This window comes from Bradyrhizobium sp. LB13.1 (assembly GCF_054056815.1).
On sequence record NZ_JBSRYQ010000001.1, the window covers coordinates 2,120,556 to 2,144,827 of the forward strand.

20 protein-coding genes and 6 pseudogenes are annotated in these 24,272 nt (G+C 64.5%); 14 read left to right on the plus strand and 12 right to left on the minus strand.

Going from position 1 to position 24,272, the window contains the following annotated elements; all coding sequences use genetic code 11:
• Positions 1-74: 74 nt before the first annotated feature.
• The 3 genes from ACVWYI_RS09955 to ACVWYI_RS09965 are packed head-to-tail and all read left to right on the plus strand — an operon-like array spanning position 75 to position 2,508.
• Positions 75-590 carry a GNAT family N-acetyltransferase gene (locus ACVWYI_RS09955; RefSeq protein WP_456661855.1) on the plus strand — a complete coding sequence of 172 codons (516 nt, stop codon included), beginning with the start codon at positions 75-77 and terminating at the stop codon, positions 588-590.
• A 37-nt stretch (positions 591-627) separates the two neighbouring features.
• The gene (locus ACVWYI_RS09960; protein WP_456661856.1) at positions 628-1,314 is read left to right on the plus strand and encodes a methyltransferase domain-containing protein; all 687 of its coding nucleotides are present in this window, start codon (positions 628-630) and stop codon (positions 1,312-1,314) included.
• Positions 1,315-1,350: 36 nt separating this feature from the next.
• Positions 1,351-2,508, plus strand: coding sequence for a hypothetical protein (locus ACVWYI_RS09965; protein ID WP_247340420.1), 1,158 nt, complete (start codon positions 1,351-1,353; stop codon positions 2,506-2,508).
• Between the two features lie 180 nt (positions 2,509-2,688).
• On the opposite strand, the gene ACVWYI_RS09970 is transcribed toward ACVWYI_RS09965, so the two are convergent.
• The 6 genes and pseudogenes from ACVWYI_RS09970 to ACVWYI_RS09995 all read right to left on the minus strand — a co-directional run bounded on the left by ACVWYI_RS09970 (position 2,689) and on the right by ACVWYI_RS09995 (position 12,644).
• Complete coding sequence (locus ACVWYI_RS09970) at positions 2,689-5,052, minus strand: TonB-dependent receptor (RefSeq protein ID WP_456661857.1); 2,364 nt, start codon at positions 5,050-5,052, stop codon at positions 2,689-2,691.
• A 148-nt stretch (positions 5,053-5,200) separates the two neighbouring features.
• Entirely contained in the window at positions 5,201-5,605 is a 405-nt protein-coding gene (locus ACVWYI_RS09975; protein WP_247440769.1) for a DUF2946 domain-containing protein, read from the minus strand.
• A gap of 150 nt (positions 5,606-5,755) precedes the next feature.
• Positions 5,756-7,819, minus strand: coding sequence for a hypothetical protein (locus ACVWYI_RS09980; RefSeq protein WP_456661858.1), 2,064 nt, complete (start codon positions 7,817-7,819; stop codon positions 5,756-5,758).
• A gap of 67 nt (positions 7,820-7,886) precedes the next feature.
• Positions 7,887-10,701, minus strand: a pseudogene (locus ACVWYI_RS09985) (DUF4159 domain-containing protein).
• A pseudogene (locus tag ACVWYI_RS09990) lies at positions 10,698-11,646 on the minus strand (DUF58 domain-containing protein). Before ACVWYI_RS09990 ends, ACVWYI_RS09985 begins: the two co-directional pseudogenes overlap by 4 nt.
• Positions 11,646-12,644, minus strand: coding sequence for an AAA family ATPase (locus tag ACVWYI_RS09995; protein WP_247340414.1), 999 nt, complete (start codon positions 12,642-12,644; stop codon positions 11,646-11,648). The pseudogene ACVWYI_RS09990 and the gene ACVWYI_RS09995 overlap by 1 nt, the downstream one beginning before the upstream one ends.
• Before the next feature lie 260 nt (positions 12,645-12,904).
• Here ACVWYI_RS09995 and ACVWYI_RS10000 point away from each other — a divergent pair.
• The 10 genes and pseudogenes from ACVWYI_RS10000 (at position 12,905) to ACVWYI_RS10045 (ending at position 19,607) form a co-directional block, all read left to right on the plus strand.
• Positions 12,905-13,518, plus strand: a pseudogene (locus ACVWYI_RS10000) (DUF1285 domain-containing protein).
• A complete protein-coding gene (locus ACVWYI_RS10005) occupies positions 13,515-14,186 on the plus strand; it encodes a CoA pyrophosphatase (protein ID WP_456661859.1) in 672 nt (223 codons plus the stop codon). The pseudogene ACVWYI_RS10000 and the gene ACVWYI_RS10005 overlap by 4 nt, the downstream one beginning before the upstream one ends.
• Complete coding sequence (locus ACVWYI_RS10010) at positions 14,183-14,446, plus strand: DUF6111 family protein (RefSeq protein ID WP_247340410.1); 264 nt, start codon at positions 14,183-14,185, stop codon at positions 14,444-14,446. Before ACVWYI_RS10005 ends, ACVWYI_RS10010 begins: the two co-directional genes overlap by 4 nt.
• 10 nt (positions 14,447-14,456) lie before the next feature.
• A complete protein-coding gene (locus tag ACVWYI_RS10015; RefSeq protein ID WP_456661860.1) occupies positions 14,457-15,713 on the plus strand; it encodes a CCA tRNA nucleotidyltransferase in 1,257 nt (418 codons plus the stop codon).
• A pseudogene (locus tag ACVWYI_RS10020) lies at positions 15,710-16,481 on the plus strand (sulfite exporter TauE/SafE family protein). Before ACVWYI_RS10015 ends, ACVWYI_RS10020 begins: the two are co-directional and overlap by 4 nt.
• A gap of 289 nt (positions 16,482-16,770) precedes the next feature.
• On the plus strand, positions 16,771-17,118 hold the full coding sequence (locus tag ACVWYI_RS10025) for a DUF6894 family protein (RefSeq protein ID WP_456661861.1): 348 nt from the start codon (positions 16,771-16,773) through the stop codon (positions 17,116-17,118).
• A complete protein-coding gene (locus tag ACVWYI_RS10030; RefSeq protein ID WP_456661862.1) occupies positions 17,003-17,557 on the plus strand; it encodes a glycosyltransferase family 2 protein in 555 nt (184 codons plus the stop codon). Before ACVWYI_RS10025 ends, ACVWYI_RS10030 begins: the two co-directional genes overlap by 116 nt.
• 1 nt (position 17,558) lies before the next feature.
• The gene (locus ACVWYI_RS10035) at positions 17,559-18,005 is read left to right on the plus strand and encodes a hypothetical protein (protein WP_456661863.1); all 447 of its coding nucleotides are present in this window, start codon (positions 17,559-17,561) and stop codon (positions 18,003-18,005) included.
• Positions 18,006-18,122: 117 nt separating this feature from the next.
• The gene (locus ACVWYI_RS10040; protein WP_456661864.1) at positions 18,123-18,299 is read left to right on the plus strand and encodes a hypothetical protein; all 177 of its coding nucleotides are present in this window, start codon (positions 18,123-18,125) and stop codon (positions 18,297-18,299) included.
• Positions 18,300-18,533: 234 nt separating this feature from the next.
• Positions 18,534-19,607 (plus strand): TauD/TfdA family dioxygenase, encoded by a 1,074-nt coding sequence (locus ACVWYI_RS10045; protein WP_456661865.1) that lies wholly within the window; start codon positions 18,534-18,536, stop codon positions 19,605-19,607.
• A 113-nt stretch (positions 19,608-19,720) separates the two neighbouring features.
• Here the strand turns inward: ACVWYI_RS10045 and ACVWYI_RS10050 are convergent, their stop codons facing one another.
• The 6 genes and pseudogenes from ACVWYI_RS10050 to ACVWYI_RS10075 form a co-directional block, all read right to left on the minus strand.
• Positions 19,721-19,924 carry a YodC family protein gene (locus ACVWYI_RS10050; protein ID WP_247340403.1) on the minus strand — a complete coding sequence of 68 codons (204 nt, stop codon included), beginning with the start codon at positions 19,922-19,924 and terminating at the stop codon, positions 19,721-19,723.
• A 336-nt stretch (positions 19,925-20,260) separates the two neighbouring features.
• Positions 20,261-21,013, minus strand: a complete 753-nt coding sequence (locus ACVWYI_RS10055; RefSeq protein WP_354045788.1) for an HAD family hydrolase — start codon at positions 21,011-21,013, stop codon at positions 20,261-20,263.
• The gene (gene hemF, locus ACVWYI_RS10060; protein ID WP_456661866.1) at positions 21,004-21,903 is read right to left on the minus strand and encodes an oxygen-dependent coproporphyrinogen oxidase; all 900 of its coding nucleotides are present in this window, start codon (positions 21,901-21,903) and stop codon (positions 21,004-21,006) included. Before hemF ends, ACVWYI_RS10055 begins: the two co-directional genes overlap by 10 nt.
• A 4-nt stretch (positions 21,904-21,907) precedes the next feature.
• The gene (locus tag ACVWYI_RS10065) at positions 21,908-22,273 is read right to left on the minus strand and encodes a 6-pyruvoyl trahydropterin synthase family protein (RefSeq protein ID WP_247340587.1); all 366 of its coding nucleotides are present in this window, start codon (positions 22,271-22,273) and stop codon (positions 21,908-21,910) included.
• Positions 22,274-22,290: 17 nt separating this feature from the next.
• Positions 22,291-22,923, minus strand: a complete 633-nt coding sequence (gene queE / locus ACVWYI_RS10070) for a 7-carboxy-7-deazaguanine synthase (protein WP_456661867.1) — start codon at positions 22,921-22,923, stop codon at positions 22,291-22,293.
• A 39-nt stretch (positions 22,924-22,962) separates the two neighbouring features.
• Positions 22,963-23,432 (minus strand): annotated as a pseudogene (locus ACVWYI_RS10075) (tRNA (cytidine(34)-2'-O)-methyltransferase).
• 278 nt (positions 23,433-23,710) lie between these two features.
• On the opposite strand from ACVWYI_RS10075, the pseudogene petA reads away from it, so the two are divergent.
• Positions 23,711-24,242: pseudogene (gene petA, locus ACVWYI_RS10080) on the plus strand (ubiquinol-cytochrome c reductase iron-sulfur subunit).
• The last annotated feature ends 30 nt before the right edge of the window (positions 24,243-24,272 follow it).

Below are 24,272 nucleotides of genomic sequence, written 5' to 3' on the forward strand. Positions count from 1 at the left end.
ATATCCCGCCGACGCCGCCTGACGCGTTTTTCCGACGCGAACCGATGACTCCCGCCTGAAGATGCCGTGACGCGATGAACGATCTCTCCCTCACCATCCGGTCGGAAGCCGCCGGCGATGCTCAGGCGATCGAGCGGCTGCACCAACGCACCTTCGGACCGGGCCGCTTCGTGCTCAGCGCGTACCGCATTCGCGAGCATGTGGATCACGTGCTCGATCTATCCTTCACCGCCCGCGTCGGTACGTTGCTGGTCGGATCCGTACGGCAATTGCCGGTTTGCGTCGGCGACACGCCTGCACTGCTGCTCGGGCCCCTGACGGTCGAGCCTCCGTTCCGCGGCCGCGGCGTCGGCCGGCTGCTGCTCGAGCGCGCGCTGAAGGACGCCAAGGCGCAGGGCCATCGCCTGGTGCTGCTGGTCGGCGACGAGCCCTATTACAGCCGCGTCGGCTTCAAGCCGGTGCCGAAGGGGCGCGTCACCATGCCGGGTCCGGTCGATCACAGCCGGCTCCTCGTCGTCGAGCTCGTCGAGGGCGCGTTCGAAGGCGTGTCGGGGCCGGTCGGTCCCGACTGGAGCAAGACGCGAACCTGACGCGCCATCGCTTCGAAGCTCACATGAAGGTAGGGCAGTGCCGGTCGATCAACAATATTACCGGGAGGTGGCGTCCGGGAGCACGGCGGAAAAGCTGCTGATCGCGGCGCGCGACCGCATCTTCCAGGATTTCATCGCCCAGATGCAGCCATCTGCCTCGGACGAGATCCTGGACGTCGGTGTGTCCGACGTGATCAACGACGGCGCAAACGTGCTGGAAAGAAGCTATCCACATCAGCACAAGATCACGGCCTGCGGGCTCGGCGAAGGAGCCGGGTTCAAGGCGGCTTTTCCGCTTTGCCGTTACGTGCAGATCGAACCGAATACACGGCTGCCGTTTGACGACAATGCGTTCGATGTCGCGACGTCCAATGCTGTGCTCGAGCATGCCGGCAGCCACGGAAAGCAGGTGCTTCTGGTCAAGGAGCTTTGCCGCGTTGCGAGGCGGGTGTTCATCACGGTGCCCAACAGGTTCTTTCCGGTCGAGCACCACACGGCCATCCCGCTGGCGCACTATCTGGACGGCACCTTCAGGATCGCCTGCAGGATCGCCGGCAAGTCGGAATGGACCGACGAGCAGAACCTGATCCTGATGACGCGAAAACGGCTGCTGGGGCTCGCCGCGCTGGTCGTCAAGTCCTCCATCCCTAAGTCCGCGGCAGTGGGCTACACCGGTTTGTCGCTCGGCCCGCTATCGTCCAATCTCTATCTCGCATTCCGCTAAAGCAGCGCCGGCGCCGCCCGCCGCATCATGATCCCGATGAAGAAAATCCATACCAGCAAAGCCGTCTTCGCCGTCTTGTTTCTCGCGGTGCTGGTTGGCCATTTCTGGACGATGTTGCGATGGAATGAGGATCGCGGCGTCTATGACGACATCTGCTACCTGCGGCAGGCGCATCTGTTCCAGAGGTTTGGGCTGGTGGAGGGCTTCGACACCAGCCTCACCCGCGACGATGATGGCTATCAAAAAGCAAAGCTGAAGGCGATCGGCTACCCGAACTGGGCCGATACGACCGCCGCGCCCTGTCACAACTTGATGCCGGCCACGGGGAAGGTCGTCATTCAATACCCGCCGGGTGTCGGCCTCGTGTTGGCGTTGTTTCCGCCAGGGCACCAGGTCGTGCCCATGTACATGCTGGCGACCATCATCGTGCTCGGCTTCGCGCTATTTGCTCTTTCGCTTGCGCGCAGCACGAGATCGGTCCTGATGGCCGGGACGTTCGGCTGTCTTGCGATCTACCTGATGGTCAATCCGGTCAAGGCGAGCTATTCGATGGCCCCGACCGTCGTCGTGTGCGCGCTCGCGGGATGTCTCACGGCGCGATGGCTGGCGAGCCCGCGATCCCAACCGAGGATCTGGCTGCTGGCGCCAATCGGTTTCCTGCTCGGATTGACCGTCGATTTCCGATTGGCCAACCTCTTCCTGGCGTCCGGCTACAGCCTGTTTCTCCTCGTCATGTTCCTTGCGGAACGGACGATGTCCCGGTTTTTGCAGGGGGCCGTGTTCGGCGTCGCGTTGCTGGCCGGCGTGATACCGACCATCCTCTATTACGCCGTCAACGCCGGCAGTCCGTTCGCGTCGACCTACGGCAACAACCCCGATGTCAGGCCGCTGGATTTTTCGTTCGCAGTGGTCCGGGACTATCTTGCCGACCCGCTCCAGAGCTTGCTGATCGTCATCGGAATTGCAGGCTCGATCTGGCTGTTGCGGCAGGCGAATGGCACTCGCCGTGTCGCGCAGCTCACGATGACCAATCTGGCGCTCAATCTCGCCTTCTTCTTCACCTATCCGATCGCGACGCCATATTACACGATCCCCATTTCCCTCCTGACACTGTGGAGCCTGCTGTTTGCCGTCCTGTTCCAGGAAGCGGCAGAGGATGCCCCTGGAGCGGCCGCGTTAGCCAAAGCGCGATGAATTCAGGTTAGCTATCGCGCTTTCGGCGCGGCCACGCCTCATACTCCGTCATTGCGAGCGGCTTGTCCGCCGAAGCTCGAGAGCGAAGGCGGAAGCTAAGCAATCCAGAATCTTACCGCATAGGCAGTCTGGATTGCTTCGTCGCAAGGCTCCTCGCAATGACGGGTTCGAGGCAGCCTTTTAGAACTTGAAGTTGGCGAACGCCCTGACGCCGATGCCGGGCATCAAGACCTCGTCCTTGGTGTAGGATACCGAGTTGCGGATGTTCTCGTTCAACAGATTGTTGCCGACGAGGCCGACCAGCATCTCGCGCGCGCCGAATGCATTCGGGTTGAGCTTGGTCTTGTAGGTGACCTCGGCCTTCAGCAAATTGTAGCCCGATGTCGGCGTCTCCGCGATCACAGCGACGTTGTTCTGCGCGAAAGCGTGCAGCAAATTGACGCGCATCAACCAATTGTCGTCGCGCCAGAACACGCCGCCGCCCAGTCTCAGCGGCGGAATCCGCGGCACGTTGGTGCCGTCGGTGAAGGTGGCACGCACGACGTCGAACTGGTTCTCGATGCCCCAGATGCCGCCCTGGAATGCACCGACATCGAACTGCGACTGGAATTCGCCGCCGCGGAAGTTGGCATTCCGCTGCGAATAGACCGCCAGGTTCAGCTCGGCACCGGGCGTGCCGCAGGAGGCAAAGTCGCCGTCGCACATCACGCCGGTGAGGCGGCGATAGATGAAATTGTCGAAATGCGTGTAAAAGGCGGTCGCCTCGAACCGGAACGGTCCGGTCGCCTTGCGCAAGCCGATTTCGACGGACTTCGCGGTCTCGATCGTGAGGTTCGGATTGCCGATGTCGAAGGTCGCGGTCGCATCATGGCCACCGCGCGAGAACAATTCGGCCGGCTTCGGCGCGCGCTCGACATATTGTGCGGTGATGCTGCCGACCATGCCGCCCGGCAGGTCCTGCAACAGGCCGATGCTGCCGCTCTTCGGCGTGAACGACGGATTGTGGACGATGCTTGTTTGCGGTGACCCGTCGGGCAGGAAGTCTGCGGGGAAATCGGGCGTGGACCCGTGCAGTTCGACATGTTCGATCCGGCCCGCGATCTGCGCCCTGGTCTGTTCGCTGAACTTGAACTCGTTGAAGACGTAACCCGCGACGCGGTAGTTTCGGTTCGGGTCCCACAACCCGTTGAACAGCGCGCCCGGATCGTCCGGACTTGGCGCCGTCAGCTCCTGGTGGCCCGCCTGGAAGCCGAACGCGGTCGTCACCTCGGCAAAACGGGCGTTGAACGGCATCAGCTGCACCTCGGTGCGGATCTCCTGCTCCTTGTTCGTGAAGGTCTGCCGCACGCCGTCGGTGTTGGGGTCGGCGGGATCGGCAAGGCCGATCTCGTTGTGCCGGTAGTCGGTCGCGCCGGCCCAGAAGCGAACGATTTCGATCGCCGCAGCGTCGGGATGGTACTCGCCCTTGACGTTGATCTTGGTCTGGTGAGCGTCGATCCGGGTGTTGTGGTCGGCGCCGTCGATGCCGGGGATGTGGTAGAGCGCGTCGTTCTGCGTGATCGCCGCACCGATATAGCCGCCCTGGAAGAAGTAGGAGCCGCCGATCGAGCCGCCGTCCGAGCGCGTCGCCGAATTGGGCTGGCGCCCGTTGGCGATGGAGCGCGTCTGGTCGGCGAGGTACGGGTAGCTCGGGATGCTGTAATCGGTGGTGTTGCGGCCGTAGACGTCAGCATGGAAGGCGTAATTGCCGCCCCCGGTGTCGAGCAGCACGCCGCTCTCGACGCCGCGATCGACCGAGCTGAACGCGCTGCGCGTTTCGGCGGTGACGCAAGGCGACGTCGCGGCGCCGGCGAGCGGCGCCTTGACCGGCAGGCCGAAACTCTGGAACGGCTGGGCACCGCAGTTCGGCAGCGCATCCGGAATCCGGTTGTTGGTGGCGCTGACGACGCCACCGATCGAGGTCGAGCCATAGCGCAGCGCGGCCGGCCCGCGCACCACCTCGACCTGGTTGGTCGCCAGCGGATCAATCGGGACGAAGTGATCCTCGCCGAGGTCGGAGGCACCACCGGCATTGGTGCCGTTCTCGACGATGCCGACGCGGTTGACGTCGAGACCCCGGATGATCGGACGGCTGGAGGCGCCGGGCGCGAAGCTCGAGCCGGTGATGCCCGGCTTTGAGAACAGGAGATCGCCGAGCTGACCGCCCCCCTCGCGGCGGATCTCCTCGTTTGGCACGACAGTGACGGTGGCGAACTGGTTGGTCACGATCGGCAGCACGCCCTGCTGAGGTGCGGCGGGCGTGGAGGCTGCCGGCGTGGCGTCCGCCGCGCGTTCGTGGCTGCGTGCCCGCGCGGTTCGCGTGGCGCGGCCCGGGTTGCGGGTCGGCACCACCGCCCTGCGCACGATGGGGCTCGGAGCCGTCACGGTGACGGCGGGGATTTCGGTCGACGGCTTGTCCTGAGCCAGCGCCGGGGTGGCGGCGGCGCCGAGCAGGAGCAGGCTTGCTCCGCCAAGGCGCTGCGCGCGCCGCAATTCAAATGACATGGTTCTGATTCCAGTCAGGCGCCGTCCGCATATTCGTGTGTTGATCGGAGGCGGCCTGCCGTCGCTGCGCGACGGAATTCGACTTCAACTGCTCCCGGGCATGCGCCGAATTTCGGCGAGCCCAGACGTGATCACGTGATGTCTGGAGTCAGGACGCGGGAGGGGCGCGCGGCTGGAACGCCGAGCCGGCCGACTTCAGATGGCTGAATTCAGCGTCGGTGGTGCGATAGAGCAGCTCGATCGCCTGCGGCAGCAGCAGCACAGGCGGCGCCGCGAACATGACGGTGCCCGCCATCGCGACCAATGCGCAGATCGCGCAATTGTCCTCGCCCGGCTGCTCCCGGTCGGGACCTGCCGGCGATTGTCTCTCGACCGCGGCACGGTGGATCGAAGCGACACCGTTGGTGCTGTCGGTCTGCTGGAGCGAGGCCTGGGCGAGGGGAGCGGCCTGGGCGAACCAATGGCTGTGGCCGAACGTCAGCGCGAACTGCACCAGCATCGCGAAGATCGCGAGCCGGGCGCCGTGCCTGATATTCGACCGGAACCACTTCATCTGAAAACGCCACCCCACATCGCGGGGGCATCATCCCCTGATCCCGCGACGTTATAATGTAACATCGCCAGATCGGTCAGCGGATGTCAACCGCAGTCGCACCGATCCGCTCGGGCGGATTGCTGATGTGTCGTTCGCGCCACGGGACGTTCACCGCCCTTCGCGGACCCAGGTCGCGACAAAGGCGCCGAGCAGCAGCAACAGCCCGATCAGGCCGGCGAAGATCGGCAGCACGCCGACGCCCTTCACGACGCTGGCGTCGCGCATCCGCACGCCCATCCAGCCGTCGCCATGGAAGACGCTCGCCGAGCGGACCGGCAGGACGCGCGGCAGCTCCACGTTGGCGCCGTCAACCACGCGCACGGCGTTGCCGCCCGTGGCCTGCGTCAGCGGCTTGAGGGTCTCGGTGGTCGAGGTGACTTCCGAAAACTCCTTCGGATTGGTCGGGCCGACATTGATCAGCGCCTTCAGCGTGCCGTCGGTCGCCTGCCACAGGCCGAGCTCGCTCGCCGGCAGGCTGGCGCGCCATTCGCCGGGATCGCCGGGCGCAAGCGTCAGATCGCGCGCTACGCCCGACGGCGAGGTCACGCTGACCGGCTGGACGCTGTCCGCCATGGTCTGGCGCACCACCACGAGATTCTTGCCCTGCACCTGCAGGCGCAATGCTTCCTCGTCCAGATCAGGCTGCTTCATCAGCCAGTGCGACATCCGCCGCAACAGATCGAGATGCGGGCCGCCGCCTTCATAGCCGCGCGCCCAAAGCCAGATGTGGTCGGAGAGCAGCAGCGCGACGCGGCCCTCGCCAAAACGCGACAGGAACAGCAGCGGCTTGCCGTCGGCGCCGGTCATCACCGGCGGGTTGACGGAATTGCGGGTGTCGACAGTGCGGAAGAAGCGGCTCCAGTGCGGCGGCTCGCTGGCGGAGCCTTCGAGGCCGCGCGTGACGGGATGGCGTTTGCCGACGTCGGACAGATGCGCGTAGAACGGCTTTTCCGTCACGCCGACCGGCTCTGCCGGCAGCACCGAATCCAGTGGCGTGCGCCAGATGCTGGTGTTGGAGGCGTAGTCGGGGCCGGCCGAGACCAGCACCGCGCCGCCGCCGCGAACGTAGCGTGCGATGTTGTCGAAATAGGCGATCGGCAGCACGCCCTGGCGGGCATAGCGGTCGAAGATGATCAACTGGAATTCGTTGATCTTCTGCTGGAACAGCTCGCGGGTCGGAAACGCGATCAGCGACAATTCGTTGATCGGTGTGCCGTCCTGCTTCTCCGGCGGACGCAGAATGGTGAAGTGGACGAGATCGACGCTGGCGTCGGACTTGAGCAAATTGCGCCAGGTGCGCTCGCCGGAATGCGGCTCGCCCGAGACCAGCAGCACGCGCAGCTTGTCGCGCACACCGTCGATGGCGACGACGGCGCGGTTGTTCACCGGCGTCAATTCCCGTTCGAGCGGCGAGGCCTCGATCTCGACGATGTTCGGCCCGGCATGCTTGATGTCGACGTCCACGCTTGCGGCCTGGCCGCTTCCCAGCGTGCGCTCGTTGATGACCTCGCCGTCCCTGCGGACCGTGACCTTGGCGCGCTCGCCGCTGACGCCCTGATCGTCGAGGCGGTAGGTGATGGTCTGGGGCTGCCCGACGATGCCGAAGCGCGGCGCCGCCAGGATCGCGATGCGGCGGTCGCGCTCGTCTTTCTGTCCGGTGATCAGCGCGTGTACCGGCGCCTGGAAGCCGAGCCCGGCGGCGTTGGCCGGAATGTCGTGGACGCGGCCGTCGGTGATCAGGAAGGCGCCGGCGACGCGGTCGACCGGCACGTCGGCAAGTGCCGAGGCCAGCGCGCCGAACAGCTTGGTGCCGTCGGTCTCGCCGTCGGCCTGTCCGGCGTCGACGACGCGGACCTCGAGCCCCTTGATCTTCTTCAGGCTGTCGACCAGCGCCTCCTGCGCCTGCGCCGCCTCGCGATTGCGGTTGCCAAAGTTCTGGCTCGGGCTTTTGTCGACGACGACTGCTGCGACCGAGGTGAGGGGATCGCGGTCCTCGCGGGTGAAGGAGGGATTGGCGAGCGCCAGCAGGAACAGCACCAGCGCGGCGACGCGCACGGCAGCGCCGCGCGCACGCGCCAGCAGCAGCACGAGCGCGATGACGACGATCGCGGCCAGTGCGAGCCACAGGACGATTGCCGGAACAAGCGGCGTAAACGCGATGCCGTAATTCATATCGCACTTCTATTCATTGTGAGCATGACCTCTTCGGAAAACCGGTTCCCACTTTTCCGGATCATGCTTATTGCCCCAGCCGTTCAATCAACGCCGGTGCGTGCACCTGGTCGGCCTTGTAGTTGCCGGTCAGCGTGTACATCACGATGTTGGCGCCGGCGCGGTAGGCGAATTCGCGCTGGCGGGGGTCGCCGCCGGTCACCGGCAGCATGGCCTGGCCGTCGGGCCGCACGGCCCAGGCGCCGGCGAGGTCGTTCGAGGTGATGATGATCGGCGAGACGCCGTCGCCGCCGCGTGCCGGCCGCTGCGCGCTGTCGTCGTCGTCATCGCGCGGCAAGGTCTCGACCCAGGTCTGGCCGGTGTTGAAGCGGCCGGGAAAGTCGCGCAGGAGATAGAAGGTCTTGGTCAGCACGTGCTCGCGCGGCACCGGCTCGAGCTCGGGCACGTCGAGCGAGGACAGGATTTCGCGGAGCGTCTGCATGGCGGGGGTCTGCGCCGCGCCGTTTGCGCCGGGCGGTGCTTCGACCGCGTCGCGGGTGTCGAACAGCACGGTGCCGCCCTGCTTCATGTAGGCGTCGATCTTGTTGATGGCGTCCTGCGGCGGCTTGGGCGCACCGGGCACGATCGGCCAGTAGATCAGCGGGAAGAACGCGAGTTCGTCGCGCGCCGGATCGATGCCGACGGGATCGCCGGCCTCGAGCGCGGTGCGTTGCGCCAGAAACAGCGTCAGTCCGGACAGGCCGGCCTTGACGATGGAATCGACGTCGGCATTGCCGGTCACGACATAGGCGAGGCGGGTCTGCGACACCGCCTTCATCGCGAACTCGTCGGACGCGCTGTCCGCGTGCAACGGCGTCGGCACGAGCGCCACGAAGCCTGCGAGCGCCAGTCCGAAGACGATCATCGCGGGCGCGGCGCGGCGGCGCAGCAGCGCGGCGAGGCCGCCGCCGAGCACCGCGACGATGATGGCGTCGATCAGGAACAGCGCGAGCGCCGTCGACAGTAGCCAGCCGCGCAAGTCGCGCGGCTCGGCATTGGTGTAGGTGGCGTGCCGGGCGCGCAGGCTCGCGGTGTTCAGGGCTGCGATACGGTCGGCGCTGGCAAGCGTGTTCACGGCGAGCGGTCCTTCTGCCGGACCATAGAAGCCCGGCGGATGATCGGGTGTGGCGCGGTCGCGATAATCCGCGGGCAGCGGCTTTGCGGCGGCGGGCGGCGGGCCGAAGGCTCCGAAGCCGTCGAGGATGTGCAGCGGCGCCACCGTCTCGGCAGTCGCCTCAGTGGCAACCCCGGCGCCGGGCTTGGCAGTATAGCCGGACATGTCGACGACACGCCGCAGGATTTCGACGAAGGTGCCGGACATCGGCAGATCCGACCAGCGCATGTCGGCGCTGACGTGGAACAGGCTGACCACGCCCTTGCCGCGATGCTCACCGGTCACCAGCGGCGTGCCGTCTTCCAGCGATGCCCAGCTCTTGGTGGCGAGCACGGCGTCGGGCTCGGCCAGCACCTGGCGGTTTATGGTGACGTCCTTGGGGACCACGACGCCGGCAAACGGACCGTCCGCCGCGAACGAGGCCAGATGTTGCGGCTTTTCCCAGGTCAGGCTGCCGCCGAGAGTCCGGCCGCCCTTGCGAAGCTTGACCGGCACGAGATCGTCTTCGGCCTGCGCCAGTCGCGGACCGGCGAACCGCACCAGCACGCCGCCCTGGTTGATCCAAGCATTGAGACGCTCGCGGATTTCAGGGGCGATGGTGCCGACATCGGCAAGGATGATCATCGGCAGCTTCTGGTCGAGGAACTGCGTGATGCCCTGCTGCGGCGCGCCCTTGTCGGCGAGCCGCACGTCGGCGAACGGCGCCAGCGCGCGGGTGAGATAGAAGGTCGGCGCCAGCAGCGGCTGCGCAGTTTCGCTGCTCGCGCCCGAGACGATGCCGATGGCGCGGCGGCGCCAGCGCTTGTCGAGCAGCTGGACCGCGCCGGCGGAGCGCTCACCGGCAATTTCAAGCCGCGTGATGTCGTTGCGCAGCTCGACCGGCAGATCGAACGCCGCTTCGGTTTCCTTGTCCTGCGGGGCCGAACGAATAACGCGCTTCGCCGATCGGCGAGGCCTTCTGGTCCAGTGCGCGCACGGTGCCGATGGCAATGCCGCTGTCGGTGCGCAGTACCTTCACCGTCATCCTGGCGGCGGCGTTCTCGGCCGCGACCAGAGCCAGCGGCGAGGAGGTGCCGCCTTCGAACACGGTCAGGCTGCGGTCACCGATGCTATTGCCGAGGCCAGCCACGAATTCCTCGCCGCGACCGGTGTCGACGCCGTCAGAAAGCCAGGCGATCTCGCAGTCGCCGGTCGCTTTCAGGAAGCGATCGATTGCGGTCAGGGTTTCGACGCGGTCGATCGAATAGGGCTTCGGCGTGAGCTGCCGCAGCGCCACGCGCGCGGCGCCCGCCGGCATCAGGGTGATATCGCGGTTCGGCTCGGACAGCGGCGCCAGCGCAATCGCGCGGCGGTCGTTCTCGGCATTGGCGATCAGCTCGTCGGCGGCCCTGATCCGGATGTCCCAGTTCGATGCCGCGCTCCAGCCGTCGTCGAACATGATCATCAGCGGCGCCTTGCTGGCGGCGATGCCTGTTTGCGGATTCCAGATCGGGCCGGCGGCGGCGAAAATGACGAGGGCCGCAGCCAGGAGCCGCAATGCGGTCAGCCACCACGGCGTCCGTGAGGGCGTCTCTTCGCGCGGTGCGATGTCGAACAACAGGCGCGTCGGCGGAAACTCGATGCGGCGCGGCCGTGGCGGCATCACGCGCAGCAGCCACCACAGCACCGGCAGGCTGACGAGGCCGATCAGGAGCAGCGGTTCGGTGAAGGCGAGCGGCAGTCCCATCATGCGGCGGGCCCCGCCTTGATGGTCGTGGTGCGGGCGCCCGACTTGCTCACCTGCATCCCGGCATGCAGGAACAGCAAGAGCTCGGCCGCGGAGCGGTCGGTCGCGTGCGTCGTGAACAGCCAATCGAGCTTGTTGGTCTCGGCGCGGATCTGGTCGCGGTGCAGCGCGAGCCGCGCGGTGTAATCCTGCGCCCAGCTCTCGGCGCGGCCGGCGGTGATCACGCCGAACCCTTCGGGCTCGACAAACTCGACGCGTCCGGAATAAGGAAACGACTCTTCGGCGGGATCGACGATCTGCACCAGCATGCCATGGGCGCCGGAGCCGGACAGGCCCGCGAGCGTCGTCCCGATCTCGGAGATCGGCGACCAGAAATCCGACAGCACGATCGTCTCGGCCAGCGCCGCGGGCACGAAGGACGGCGGCAGGCTCAGCCGGTCGGCATCGTCATGCAGCATCGCCTGCGCCATCTTGTCGATGACGCTGCGGCTCGCGGTCGGTGTCATCAGCCCGGGAATGCCGACACGTTCGCCGCCGGAGACGAGCAGCTCGGCCAACGCGAAGGCGACGATCAGCGTCCGCTCGAGCTTGGATTCGCGCGCCGTCTTCGAGGCGAAGGCCATTGAGGGGGAGCGGTCGGGCCAGATCCAGACCGTGTGCGAGGCTTCCCATTCAAGCTCGCGGACATAGAGATGCGCGATCGTCACGCGCCGAGCGCCGCCAATCGACGTTCTGCGCCGGCTCGCCCGAGACGAAGCGGCGGTACTGCCAGAAATTTTCGCCGGCGCCGGCGCGCCGTCGGCCGTGCAGACCGTGGATGACGTTGGCGGCGATACGGCGGGCCTCGAGCACCAGGCGCGGCAGCGAAGCGGCGAGCGTGCGGCTTTCGCCATCGGCATGTCGGATCGCGATGATCTCCTTCGCTGCTTGCCCGTTCTCTGCGGCCATCAACCGATCCGTGTTTTCAATTGCCGGATCACGTCCGGAATCGTGCGGCCTTCGGCGCGCGCCTGGAATGTCAGCGCCATGCGGTGCTTCAGCACGGGCTCGGCGAGGTCGAGCACGTCGTCGATCGAGGGCGCGAGGCGTCCGTCGATCAGCGCGCGTGCGCGCACCGCGAGCATCAGCGACTGGCTGGCGCGCGGGCCCGGTCCCCAGGCGATAAACTTGCCGGTCTCGCCGCTCTCCGGACCCGGACGGGCCGAACGGACCAGCGACAGGATCGCCTCGACCACGGAATCGCCGACCGGCAGGCGCCGGATCAGCCGCTGTGCGGTGATCAGCGCGTCCGCGGTCATCGATCCCCTGGCCAGTGTCTCTTCCGCGCCGGTGGTCTCGAACAGGATACGGCGCTCGGCGTCGCGATCGGGATAGTCGACGTCGATCTCCATCAGGAAACGGTCGAGCTGCGCTTCCGGCAGCGGATAGGTTCCTTCCTGCTCCAGCGGGTTTTGCGTGGCGAGTACATGGAACGGCTTCGGCAGATCGTGGCGCGCGCCGGCCACGGTGATGTGCTGCTCCTGCATCGCCTGGAGCAGCGCCGACTGCGTGCGCGGGCTGGCGCGGTTGATCTCGTCGGCCATCAGCAGTTGCGCGAACACAGGGCCGGAGATGAAGCGGAAGGCACGCTTGCCGCTGGTGCTCTCGTCGAGCACTTCGGCGCCGAGAATGTCCGATGGCATCAAATCGGGCGTGAACTGGATGCGCTTGGCATCGAGGCCGAGCGTGATGCCGAGCGTCTCGACCAGCTTGGTCTTGGCGAGACCGGGGACGCCGATCAACAGCGCATGGCCGCCGGAGAGGATGGTGACCAGCGTGTTCTCGATCACGCGGTCCTGGCCGAAGATGACGGACGCGATCGCATCCTTTGCCGCGCGAATCTGGCTCGACACCTGCTCGGCCGAACGGACTACTCCGTCTTCGAGCTTCTCGACACTCTCCGCCATCCGTTAGCTCCTTCAGCCTGCCATGCGGCTCGCTTGCGTCGTCATGTCATCACATGGGCCCTATGCTAGACTTGCAGGAAGGCCATGTATTCGTTGAATTAACCTATCCCCACCTTATCGGCTTAGGGCTATGTAGGGCATCACGAAGTGGAGACCTCCACACCGGACTGATCCGGAGTGGAACCGTGCACCGACAGACGACGTAGACTTACAATTCAGACCTGCACCAAACGTGCCAAATGACAGAGTCAGGGCAAACCATGGCGAACCAAGGGCAGAGCGCCGATCGCGGTCTTGAGGGGCTGACTGCCGCCGCCAAAAGTGCTGCCGATGCCGAAGGCGTCAAAAAGGGCCTGCCTCCGGTGCATCTGTGGAATCCGCCGTTTTGTGGCGATCTCGACATTCGAATCGCTTCCGATGGCACTTGGTACTACATGGGGACGCCAATCGGCCGCCACGCGCTGGTCCGCCTGTTCTCGACCATCCTCAAGCGTGAAGGCGACAAGCATTTCCTCGTCACGCCGGTGGAGAAGGTCGGCATTCGCGTCGACGACGCGCCGTTCATGGCGGTCGAAATGCAGAAGGACGGCGAGGACAACCACCGCGTGCTCCGCTTCCGCACCAATGTCGACGACTGGGTCACCTGCGATGCGGCGCACCGGCTGCGCTTCGAACAGGGCGAGGGCGGCGGACTGACGCCCTATCTGCATGTCCGCGCCGAACTCTGGGCCAAGGTCACCCGCGCGCTCTAGTTTACGATCTGGTTGACATGGGTGAGGAGCGGATGGTCGATGGCCAGCCGATGTTCGGCGTCGAATCGGCCGGCGAATTCTTCGCCATGGCCGATGCGGAGCAGGTGAGGGCCGCGCTTTGAACAAGCCTATCCTGAAGACCGATCCCGCCACGTTCGGAGCGGCCGATTTTTTCGCCCGCTCCAAGGCGCGACTAGGCTTCGACGTGCCGCCCGGCCTGTTCGATCCCAACATCATTCCGGCCTCGGGCGATCCCGGCACCGACAAGATGCTCGAGATCATCGCGCGTGAGCAGCCGGTGCGGCCGGCGGCGGTTTTGATCGCGGTGGTCGATCATCCCGAGCCAACCATCCTGCTGACGCAGCGCTCGGCGCATCTGAACGACCATGCGGGCCAGATTGCCTTTCCCGGCGGCAAGATAGACGCGACCGACTCCTCGCCGCTCGATGCGGCGCTGCGCGAGGCGGAGGAGGAGATCGGGCTGTCGCGCGACTTCGTCGACCCGATCGGCTATCTCGATCTCTACGGCACCGCGTTCGGCTTCCGCATCCTGCCGACGGTAGCCCGGGTGCGGCCGGGTTTTGAGCTGACGATCAACCATTCCGAGGTTGATGATGCGTTCGAAGTGCCGCTATCCTTCCTGATGAACCCGGCCAACCACCAGGTGCACAGCAAGGAATTCCGCGGCATGGAGCGGTCCTACTACGCGATGCCCTTTGCGGAACGCTACATCTGGGGGGCGACGGCCGGAATGCTGCGTGTGCTTTACGAGCGGATCTATTCATCATGATCCGTCCAGTTCTGACCGAGATCGGAATTTTCCTCGTTCCCTTCGCCGTCTATGCGCTGTTCCTGGCCGCCAGCCGTTCCGGGCTGTTCGTGCAATCGTCCTGGCCGATCACCATCGTCGCGCGTCTCATGCTGGCGGCACTCGTGCTGGTGATCGCGGGGCTGATCGGGTTTGCGCATTTCTCCGGCGCGGCTCCGGATTCGACCTATGTCCCCGCCCATGTCGAAAACGGCAAGCTCGTGCCGGGCGTGGAAAGATAGGGGCCGGCCGATGAGCGCGGAGCCCATGCTCGCCGATGCGCCCTGGCTGATTTCGGGAGGAACCGCGCGCGTCCTGGAACTGCTCAACGCCGATGGCGAGGAGGCGCGGGTGGTCGGCGGCGCCGTGCGCAACGCGCTGCTCGGTCTCGTGCCCGGTGATATCGACATCGCGACCACGGCGCTCCCGCACGAGGTGGTGCGGCGCGCCAAGAGTGCCGGCATCAAGAGCGTGCCGACCGGCATCGACCACGGCACCGTCACGCTCGTCATCGACAACCAGCCATACGAAGTCACGACGCTGCGCGAGGACACCGAGACCTTCGGCCGCAAGGCCAAGGTTGCGTTCGGCCGCGACTGGGTGAAGGACGCCGAGCGGCGCGACTTCACGATGAACGGGCTGTCGGTCGATGCTGATGGCGTTGTCTACGATTACGTCGGAGGCGTCGCGGATGCGGCCGCGCGGCGCGTGCGCTTTATCGGTGATCCCGACCAACGGATCGCCGAGGATTTCCTGCGCATCCTGCGTTTCTTCCGCATCCACGCCGCGTTCGGCGCCGGCGATCCCGACCGCGACGGCTATCTCGCCTGCATCCGGGGACGCGCGGGCCTTGCGAGCCTGTCGGCCGAGCGGCTGCGCATGGAGATGCTGAAGCTGCTGGTCGCTCGCGGCGCGTCTGCCGCCGCGCTTGCGATGGCGGATGGCGGATTGCTGCAAGCGCTGACCGGCGGCGTCGCCTACACCGGGCCGCTCTCGGCGATGATCGCGATCGAGCGTGAGCTCGGCCTCGCTGCCAGCGCAACGCGGCGGCTCGCTGCGCTGACGGTCGCCGTGACTGAAGATGCAAAACGCGTCGCCGCGCGCTTGAGGCTCTCCAATGCGGAAACCAAGGCGCTCGATTCGATGGGGCACCGCTGGTGGCGCCTGGCGATCAAGGACGAAGCCGATGCGCGGCGGCTGCTCTATCGGCTCGGTGCGGAGCGCTATCACGATCGCGTGTTGCTTGGCTGGGCGCGAGGCGGCGATCACGTCGGCTCGTCGCGATGGCGTGTGCTCGCCGAGCTGCCGCAGCGCTGGACTGCGCCGAAATTTCCGCTGAAAGCTGCCGACTTCATCGCGCGCGGCATGGCGGAAGGACCCGCGCTCGGGCATGTGTTGACGCTCGCCGAGGACGCTTGGCTTGCGGCGGATTTTCCCCTAGAGGACACCGCACTCGCTTCCATCGCCGATCAAGCAGCGGCACGCGTCAGCCGCGACGAGAAAACGTGACCATCGTCTCAGGCTTCGCCGACATCTCGATTTTTCAGCTTCTGCTGGTCGCGTTGATGGCGTTGTTTGCTTCGATCATCGGTGGTCTCGCCGGCTACGGCACCGGCGCTCTGATGCCGCTGGTGCTGGTCCCTCTCGTTGGCGCCGAGCCGGTAGTGCCGATCATCGCGATCTCCGCGATCTTCCACCAATTCCAGCCGCGCGATTGCCTATCTGCGTTACGCCGACCGCCGCCGCGCGCTGATCGTGCTCGCCTGCGCGGCGCTGACAACGGCGCTCGGCGCCTACGGCTACACCCGGCTGACCAATGCCGGCGCTGCGCTGGTGATCGGCTCCATGCTGATCCTGAGCGTGCCACTGCGCCGGATGCTCCGCCGCCGGCAGGTCAGGATCGGCGACACCGGCCTTGCGGCCGGCTCCGTCGGCTATGGCGTGCTGGTCGGCGGCACCTCGGGCTCCGGCGTGATCCTGCTCTCGCTGCTGATGGCCGCGGGACTCGAGGGCGCCGCCGTGATCGCGACCGACGCGATGATCTCGCTCGGCACGGGTCTGATCAAGATTTCGGTGTTCGGCCTCGCCGGCGCGGTCACCGCGCGGGTGCTCGCCTTTGCGCTGCTGATCGGGGCGATCGCGATCCCCGGCGCGTTCCTCGCCAAAGCCTTCGTCGAGCGGATGCCGGTGCATATCCACACCGCGATCCTCGATGTCGCGGTGATCACCGGCGGGCTGGTGATGATCTCGGCGGCCGCGAGGCAGCTGATCGGGTAGATTATCGCGGAGCGGAACGCGTAGCTTACCTCCTCCCGGGACAGAGCGCATATGGGCGCCGAAGCTTCCACAACGTCATGGCCGGGCTTGTCCGGGACAAGCCCGGGCATGACGACCTTTTGGGTTACGATGACAGTGCACTTAATCATCGCCGTCAGACTGCGCTGGCTTCGGTCCGCGCTTGCCGGGCTTGAAGCGGGTCGGGTCAATTGGGTGTATCGTAATTCCCGCTGCCGTTGCCTTCGCCTTCCGGTATCGCTCCGCCGGCTCTAAGTGTCATATGTGACTTTTGGAACGGAGGCGCTTCGTCGGGCGTTTCCGGAGCAGGCCGAGGTACGTCTTCCGCGTCCACAATGTTGCGTCCAGCAAGGACGAGCAAGGGGAGGAACTGCGAGACGACAAAGCCGCGTGGCGAGAGGCCACGAGCTTCGCTCTATTCAAGGATGTCGACGGCAATTCCGCCCGGCCAAGAGTGGAGCCTAGGCCTCGACCCTCTTTGCGATGGTCTGTGGAGACAAGAAATGAGCTCCGTAGACATTGTTGTTCCCTGCTTCCGGTATGGGCACTTCCTGCGAGAGTGTGTCGAGAGCGTTTTGGCGCAATCCGGCCCCGAGTTGCGCGTGCTCATTATCGATGATGCGTCGCCCGACAATACAGCGGAAGTTGCGGAAGAGTTAGCCCACTCCGATCCCCGGGTGGATTATCGCAGGCACACCTCGAATCAAGGGCTCATTGCTACCGCCAATGAAGGCATCGCCTGGACGAGAGCCGACTATATGCTTCTGCTGTCTGCGGACGATTACCTGTTGCCCGGCGCCCTTGCGAGATCGGTCGAGCTGATGGACGATCATCCGTCTGTCGCTTTCACCTTCGGCGGCGCGGTTGTTCTTGATCAACAGGGGGAGCGTTCGCGGCGTAGAACAGGCGTGGGATCAAGAACCAACATTTTGTCGGGCCTCGATTTCATTACACTTAGCGGCGCAAAAAACATTGTGCTATCACCAACAGTAGTGGTTCGTACGAGCCTGCAGAAAAGATTGGGCGGGTATTTAGCTGATTTACCCCTACGCTTCTGACATGGAAATGTGGTTCCGGCTCGCCGCGCACGGCGACGTCGGGGTCATTGCCGCTGATCAAGCCGTGTATCGAGCGCACTCGGCCAACATGTCAAGCGAGCCTTCGCGGGAGCAAGACCTGCTCCAACGCAAGGCGGCGATTGAACATTTCCTGACTAATGGTGCTGCCAGGTTGACCAACGCTGCTGATCTTCGTGCCTGGATGAACCACATGTTGGCACTTGAAGCGATCGGTTGCGCAAGCACTGCCTTCAACGAAGGAGCGATAGAAAGCTCAGCAGGCCTTTCTAAACTTGCGGTCGGTCTTGATCCGACCGTTCGAAGAACGCGTCGTTGGTGGTTTCTTGCCTGCAAGAAGGTTCTTGGGCTGCGAGGATGGCAGCTCGTGCGGCCTGCAGTTGAATGGTTTAGAGCTATCTTACCGAACGAGCCCCGCGGAGCGGACTGAATGTGCGCAAGTTGAGATCTGAGATTTTGAACCGGAACGGACCTCGTCAAGCGAACGCACCTGTTGCAGACGATCTGTACAACACGTACCGTCGCCGATACCGATGCAAGGAACCCAATGACCGATCGAGAAAAGATTCTAATTGCCCTTCGCGAAAAGCCTCTGAAGACTTTCGAAATCATGAAGCGCGTCAACATAAAGAACCAGGACGACTGCCAATCGCTCCTGTTGAAGATGCGTGACGACGGCGCCGTGAAGTTCGATATTCATAAGGGGCATTGGCTCGTTGCGTGACGACGTTCGCTTGGTCACCAGCGGCTGGTGGAACTGCTTCCAAGTTCCTTTCAGCGGAGAGAACGACTAGCCGCCTTCGGGCGGCTTTTCTCTTGGCGGTAACTTCCGTTGGTCACTTTTCAGAAATGGCCTTGGGCTGCGGGATATCCGTTCGCAGGGGGCGCCAAGTTGCAAACAAGCGATCGGCACAATATCGTCGATGGTCCGCCCCCAATCTTCTCAGGAGCCAACACTATGAATGTGGTCTCAGTGCCCAGCGGGATCAATCGTCCTCCAGGGAGGGTCGATATCCCGTCTGCCTGGCAAGGCGCTGAGATGAAGGCCAATCCTGATCGATGGTTGATATCGCTCTCTGCCGGCGAGATCGCCGAGCTCGAGAACGCAGCTGAAACATATCTCGGCAGAAGCAAAGAAATCGCAGAGATCACGAAGGAAAGCTTTCCGCTTCCTCACTTCGGCGCGCACCTGGAAGATCTCAAGAAGAAGCTGTTGGCCGGCTTGGGCTTCGAAGTCATACGCGGCCTCCCGGTGGCACAATATAGCCAGGAGTTTGCCGCTACGATATTTTGCGGGGTGGGCGCGCATCTTGGATCGGCGCGGTCTCAGAATGCAGCGGGTCACATTCTCGGTCACGTCCGTGACACAGGCGCCGATGCGAAGGATCCGAACACTCGAATTTATCAAACTTCGGAACGTCAGACATTCCATACGGATTCGTCCGACGTGGTCGGATTGTTATGCATTCGCGAGGCGATGGAGGGAGGGGATTCTCTCCTTGTCAGCACGACGGCAATCTACAACGAGATGTTTGACAGACGTCCCGACCTTGCCGCGCTCTTGTTTGATCCGATCGCGACAGACCGGCGAGGCGAGGTGCCGGAGAACGAAAAGCCGTATCTTGAAATCCCGGTGCTGAATTGGCATGCGGGGTTCCTGACCGGGTTCTATCAGCGCCAGTATATCGATAGTGCGCAGCGCTTTCCCGATGCGCCGAGACTGACGCCCGCTCACGTCGAGGCACTCGATCTCTTTGACGCGCTCGCAAACAGCCCCACTCTGCATTTTGGCATGCGGCTTCAGCCGGGTGACATGCAGTTCGTTTACAATCATGCTTTGTTGCATGATCGGACCGGATTCCGTGATTGGCCCATTGCAAACCAAAAGCGTCATTTGTTGCGGCTTTGGCTCAGCATGGAAGGCGACCGGCCGCTGCCCGATTGTTTCAAGCAGCGCTATGGTTCGATTGAGATTGGCAACCGTGGCGGCATTATCACCAAAGGTACCAGTCTGAACGTTCCGTTGGATTGACGTTCGAAGCATCCAGCGATGTCCGCTCTTGCTCCGTTGTTGGCATAGAAGCGGACATCACGTGCGGCGGAGCCGAGCACTCCGACCTAACGAGGACGCGGTCTCAGGCGTGCCTACTCCTCGTCTTCGTCCTCGTCATCCTCGTCCTCGTCCAATTCTTCCAGCTGTTCGAGCACGGCCAGCGGCAGCGTCTCGCGGAACAGGTCGCCTTCCGCGCCCATCCAGAGGCAGAGCACGTCGTCGCCCTTCACTTCCGCAACGGTGAGCGGCTGCCCGCCGGATTTCAGCATTACGATATCGCCGACTTTCAGTTCCATGGATGGTCCTTTCAGGTTGATTGACAGAGAGTTGATTGACGAGAGAAGAGTTAGCAAGCCGTCATGACATGCCGATCACGGCTGCGGGTCCGCGGATGCGCTACGGCTGCGCGTGTCCGCCGCGCAGACTGAAACGTCGATGACGGAGGTTCGAGTGGGGGATCGCTCGATGGGCACGCAAGGGCTCTTCGGTCCTGGGCGCGGCGATGATGCCACCATGCCCGTGTTTTGCCCGGCGAGTCAAAGGGTTTCGTTAAATCCGTAAGTCATTGGTTTTGCAGCGGTCGGCTACTGTGCATGGGGTTGTTTTCGACGTTTTTGTTTTCGTGGCCTTGATCATCCCGGCAAAAGTTCGCCGAGCGAGCGGATGATGCGGTCAGGCTTGACGGGCGACCCTTCGGGCAGGCCGTCGCCATGCACGTCGATCCAGATCGAATAGATGCCGAGACGCTGCGGAGTCACCACTTCCCATTCCAGATTGTCGCCGATCATCCAGGTATCTTTTGCGGTGACGCCGAGCGTGTCCATCGCGTGCAGGTAGGCGCGCTCCTCGGGCTTGCCAAAACCGTGCTCGCCTTCGATCTGGATGTGGTGGAAGCGGTGCGCCAGCTCGAAGCGCTCGACCTTGGCGCGCTGGGTGTCGGCGGCGCCGTTTGTCACCAGCGCGAGCTTGATGCCGAGCGCTTTCAATTTGTCGATGGCCTCATGCGCGCCGGGGAAGACGAACATCTCCTCCTCGCGATAGGTGGTGAAGCGGTCGGCGAGGCGAATGGCGAGGTCGTCGGGCAGGGCGCGGTAGCCGGCGGCGGCGAGCGCGGCAAACCCGCCCTTGACCGTGAGGTGACGAGCTTCGGCAAGCCTGAGCCGCCACGAGGCGTCCGCATTGGCCCAGAAGTTTTTCGCGAAAGCGAGCACCGTGGTTGCGACCTGCTGTGGCGGCAGCGGCGCGAGCTCTTCGGCAAACTCGTTCGCGATCGTGTTCCAGGCGATCTCGGGCCGGCCATAGGCCGACAGGATGGTGTCGTCCATGTCGATCAGCATGGCGCGCGGCAGCGGCCTGATTGCGGGCTTCATCGGAGTCATGGCCATTTCACCTCCGGCGGCAGCGACGACAGGATCGAATCGACATTGCCACCGGTCCTGAGCCCGAAGATGGTGCCGCGATCGTAGAGCAGATTGAATTCGACATAGCGGCCGCGCCGGATCAATTGCTCCTCGCGATCCTCGGCCGTCCAGGCGGTCGCGAAATTGCGCCGCACGATCTCAGGATAGATCTTCAGGAAGGCGCGGCCGACATCCGCGGTGAAGGCGAGGTCGGCGTCCCAGTCGCCGCTGTCGTGCCAGTCGTAGAAGATGCCGCCGACGCCGCGGGCTTCTTTCCGATGCGGCAGGTGGAAATACTCGTCGCACCACTTCTTGTACTTGTCGTAATCGGCGATGCCGTTCGGCTGCGTGCAGGCCTGTTTCATCGCGGCGTGGAAGGCGATGGCGTCGGCATCGTCCTGCGTCCGCCGGCGCTCGAGCACCGGCGTCAGATCGGCGCCGCCGCCGAACCAGGCTTTTGTGGTGACGACAAAGCGCGTGTTCATGTGCACCGCTGGCACGTGCGGATTGCGCAGATGGGCGATCAGCGAGATGCCGGAGGCCCAGAACTTCGGGTCGTCCGCCGCGCCCGGAATTTGCGCGCGAAACTCCGGCGCGAATTCGCCGTGCACGGTCGAGCAATGCACGCCGACCTTCTCGAACAGGCGGCCGGACATCATCGACATCACGCCGCCGCCGCCGGCCGCGCCGGTATGATCGGTGCGCTGCCAGGGCGTGCGTTTGAAGCGGCCCGGCTCGCCCGGATAAAGGCTTCGCGGGGCATCATCCTCCAGCCGCTCGAAGCTCGCGCAGATGTCGTCGCGCAAAGCTTCGAACCAGGCGCGGGCGCGCGTCTTGCGGTCTTCGATCAAGCTCGGGTCCAATGTGGATGTCATTCTTTCAGCCCTGCGGACCGTAATAGGTGCAGCTCTCGCTGCAACTGTCGCGGTGGATGCTGACGCGGGTCAGCTTGCCGATATGCGCCAGCCGGTCCCAGACGAAGAGCGAGAGGTTTTCCAGCGTCGGTGTGCCCAGCGCCTCGATCTTGTTGAGGAACTTGTGGTCCAGCATCACGCGCACATCCTCGATGGCGCGCTGAAGGAGGCCGAGATCGACCACCATGCCGGTCGCAGGGTCCAGCGTGCCGCGCACCGTCACCTCGGCGCGAAAGGAGTGGCCGTGGATCTCTTCGCTGGCCGCGCCGAACGTCGTTCCCGACAATGAGTGCGCCGCCTCGAAGCGAAACGATTTCGTCAATTCCCACATCTGTTCGAAAACCAATCCTATCTGATACCGAGTGACTTGTGCGTCTGCACGCTGAGCCGCCATTGCGGATGATTGAGGCAATAGTCGATCGCGCGCGCGGTGTTTTCGGCGACCTCGGGCCCGTCCATCGGCTGCAGCGAGAAGCGCTCGAAGGCGAGGCCTGCGAAGGCCTCCGGTGCGGCGAGTGGCTGCGGATAGACCAGCTTCAGCTCATGGCCGCGCCGGACCACCAGGTCGCTGCCGCCCTTCGGGCTGACGCAGATCCAGTCGAGCCCCTCGGGCGGGGCGATCGTCCCATTGGTCTCGACGCCGATCTCGAAGCCGCTTGCGTGGAGCGCATCGACCAGCGCGGCATCGACCTGGAGCAGCGGCTCGCCGCCGGTGAGCACCACGTAACGGTTGTCGGTAGAGGCTGTCCATTGCGCGGCGATGGTGCCGGCGAGTTCCGCGGCCGAGGCGTAGCGCCCGCCCAGCGTGCCGTCGGTGCCGACGAAGTCCGTGTCGCAGAATTTGCAGGTGGCGCCCGTGCGGTCGGCCTCTCGCCCGCTCCAGAGGTTGCAGCCCGCAAAACGGCAAAATACGGACGCGCGCCCGGCATGGGCGCCTTCGCCTTGCAGGGTCAGGAAGATTTCCTTGACCGCGTAACTCAACCGTATCTCCTCAATCCTATGGCCCTTCAATCCTGTGGTTCAATCCAATGAGCCGTCAGGGTTCCGGATCTGCCGCAGCGCTTCGCCTGCGGCCATCGCTGCGGTCATGGCGACATTGAGCGACCGTAGCCCCGCCCCGATGGGAATCACCAGCCGCGCGTCCGCGGCCTCGACCACCGCGTCGGTGACGCCGGCGCTCTCGCGCCCGAATAGCAGGATGTCCGTCGTCTGGTAACGGAAATCGCGGTAGTCGGTGGCCCCTTTGGTGGTGAACAGCAGCAGGCGGTAGCCCTCTGCCGCGCGCCATTGCTCGAATTTCGACCAGGAGTCGTGGCGGGTGATGCTGACCTGATCGAGGTAATCCATTCCCGCCCGGCGGAAATGTCGGTCGGAGACGGGAAAGCCTGCCGGTTCGATGATATGGGCGGCCACGCCCAGACAGGCGCAGAGCCTGAGAATCGTGCCGGTGTTCTGGTGGGGATGTCGGGTTGGAAAAGCGCTATCTGCATGGGCTGTGCCGGGTTCGGTGCGGGCCGGAAATGTCTCAATAAAACATCGCTGGCCGCGGAATTCGTGCATTGCACGCTCCCGCGCCGATAGCGGGCTTGCGCTCGCCCGGCAAGGGTGCCAATAGAACGATTCTGGACTGCTGTTTTCGCCTTGTTTTGGTGGGGACACGTGAAGTTCTGCCGCCGCGGGGGGCCGCGGGCGCTAGCAGGCTGTTCTGGGGACCTTGGGGCCCTCTGGAGCGGTTCCGCCGGCAGAATAAGAAGAAAGGGTTGGAATCGTGACGACAGCGTCTTCGGCGGACCATCCGACACGCCGTGATTTCTTATTCGTTGCAACGGGGGCAGCCGCAGCAGTAGGGGGCGCAGCCGCGCTCTGGCCCTTCGTCTCCCAAATGAATCCTGATGCGTCGACCATCGCCGCCGGTGCGCCGATCGAGGTCGATCTCAGCCCGGTCGCCGAGGGACAGGAACATCAAGGTGTTCTGGCGCGGCAAGCCGATCTATATCAGCCACCGCACCAAGAAACAGATCGACGAGGCGCGCGCCGTCAATGTGGCGAGCCTGCCCGACCCGCAGTCCGACGAGGCCCGGGTCAAGTCCGGCCACGACCAGTGGCTGGTTGTGATCGGCATCTGCACCCATCTCGGCTGCATCCCGATCGCACATGAAGGCAATTACGACGGGTTCTTCTGCCCCTGCCATGGTTCGCAGTACGATTCGTCCGGCCGCATCCGCCAGGGGCCCGCGCCCGCGAACCTGCCCGTGCCGCCGTACCAGTTCGTTTCCGACACCAAAATCCAGATCGGCTGAGCTTCGGACCCGCGTCCGAAGCTTCGCGCC

Coding starts and splice junctions, on each gene's coding strand:
- hemF (WP_456661866.1), bottom strand. CDS start 21,903: ATGACATCCACATTGGACCCGAGCTTGATCGAAGACCGCAAGACGCGC.
- ACVWYI_RS10030 (WP_456661862.1), top strand. CDS start 17,003: ATGAGCTCCGTAGACATTGTTGTTCCCTGCTTCCGGTATGGGCACTTC.
- ACVWYI_RS09995 (WP_247340414.1), bottom strand. CDS start 12,644: ATGGCGGAGAGTGTCGAGAAGCTCGAAGACGGAGTAGTCCGTTCGGCC.
- ACVWYI_RS10045 (WP_456661865.1), top strand. CDS start 18,534: ATGAATGTGGTCTCAGTGCCCAGCGGGATCAATCGTCCTCCAGGGAGG.
- ACVWYI_RS10040 (WP_456661864.1), top strand. CDS start 18,123: ATGACCGATCGAGAAAAGATTCTAATTGCCCTTCGCGAAAAGCCTCTG.
- ACVWYI_RS09955 (WP_456661855.1), top strand. CDS start 75: ATGAACGATCTCTCCCTCACCATCCGGTCGGAAGCCGCCGGCGATGCT.
- ACVWYI_RS10055 (WP_354045788.1), bottom strand. CDS start 21,013: ATGGCCATGACTCCGATGAAGCCCGCAATCAGGCCGCTGCCGCGCGCC.
- ACVWYI_RS09980 (WP_456661858.1), bottom strand. CDS start 7,819: ATGAATTACGGCATCGCGTTTACGCCGCTTGTTCCGGCAATCGTCCTG.
- ACVWYI_RS10010 (WP_247340410.1), top strand. CDS start 14,183: ATGATCCGTCCAGTTCTGACCGAGATCGGAATTTTCCTCGTTCCCTTC.
- ACVWYI_RS10015 (WP_456661860.1), top strand. CDS start 14,457: ATGAGCGCGGAGCCCATGCTCGCCGATGCGCCCTGGCTGATTTCGGGA.
- ACVWYI_RS09965 (WP_247340420.1), top strand. CDS start 1,351: ATGAAGAAAATCCATACCAGCAAAGCCGTCTTCGCCGTCTTGTTTCTC.
- ACVWYI_RS10035 (WP_456661863.1), top strand. CDS start 17,559: ATGGAAATGTGGTTCCGGCTCGCCGCGCACGGCGACGTCGGGGTCATT.
- ACVWYI_RS09975 (WP_247440769.1), bottom strand. CDS start 5,605: ATGAAGTGGTTCCGGTCGAATATCAGGCACGGCGCCCGGCTCGCGATC.
- ACVWYI_RS09970 (WP_456661857.1), bottom strand. CDS start 5,052: ATGTCATTTGAATTGCGGCGCGCGCAGCGCCTTGGCGGAGCAAGCCTG.
- ACVWYI_RS10065 (WP_247340587.1), bottom strand. CDS start 22,273: ATGTGGGAATTGACGAAATCGTTTCGCTTCGAGGCGGCGCACTCATTG.
- ACVWYI_RS10050 (WP_247340403.1), bottom strand. CDS start 19,924: ATGGAACTGAAAGTCGGCGATATCGTAATGCTGAAATCCGGCGGGCAG.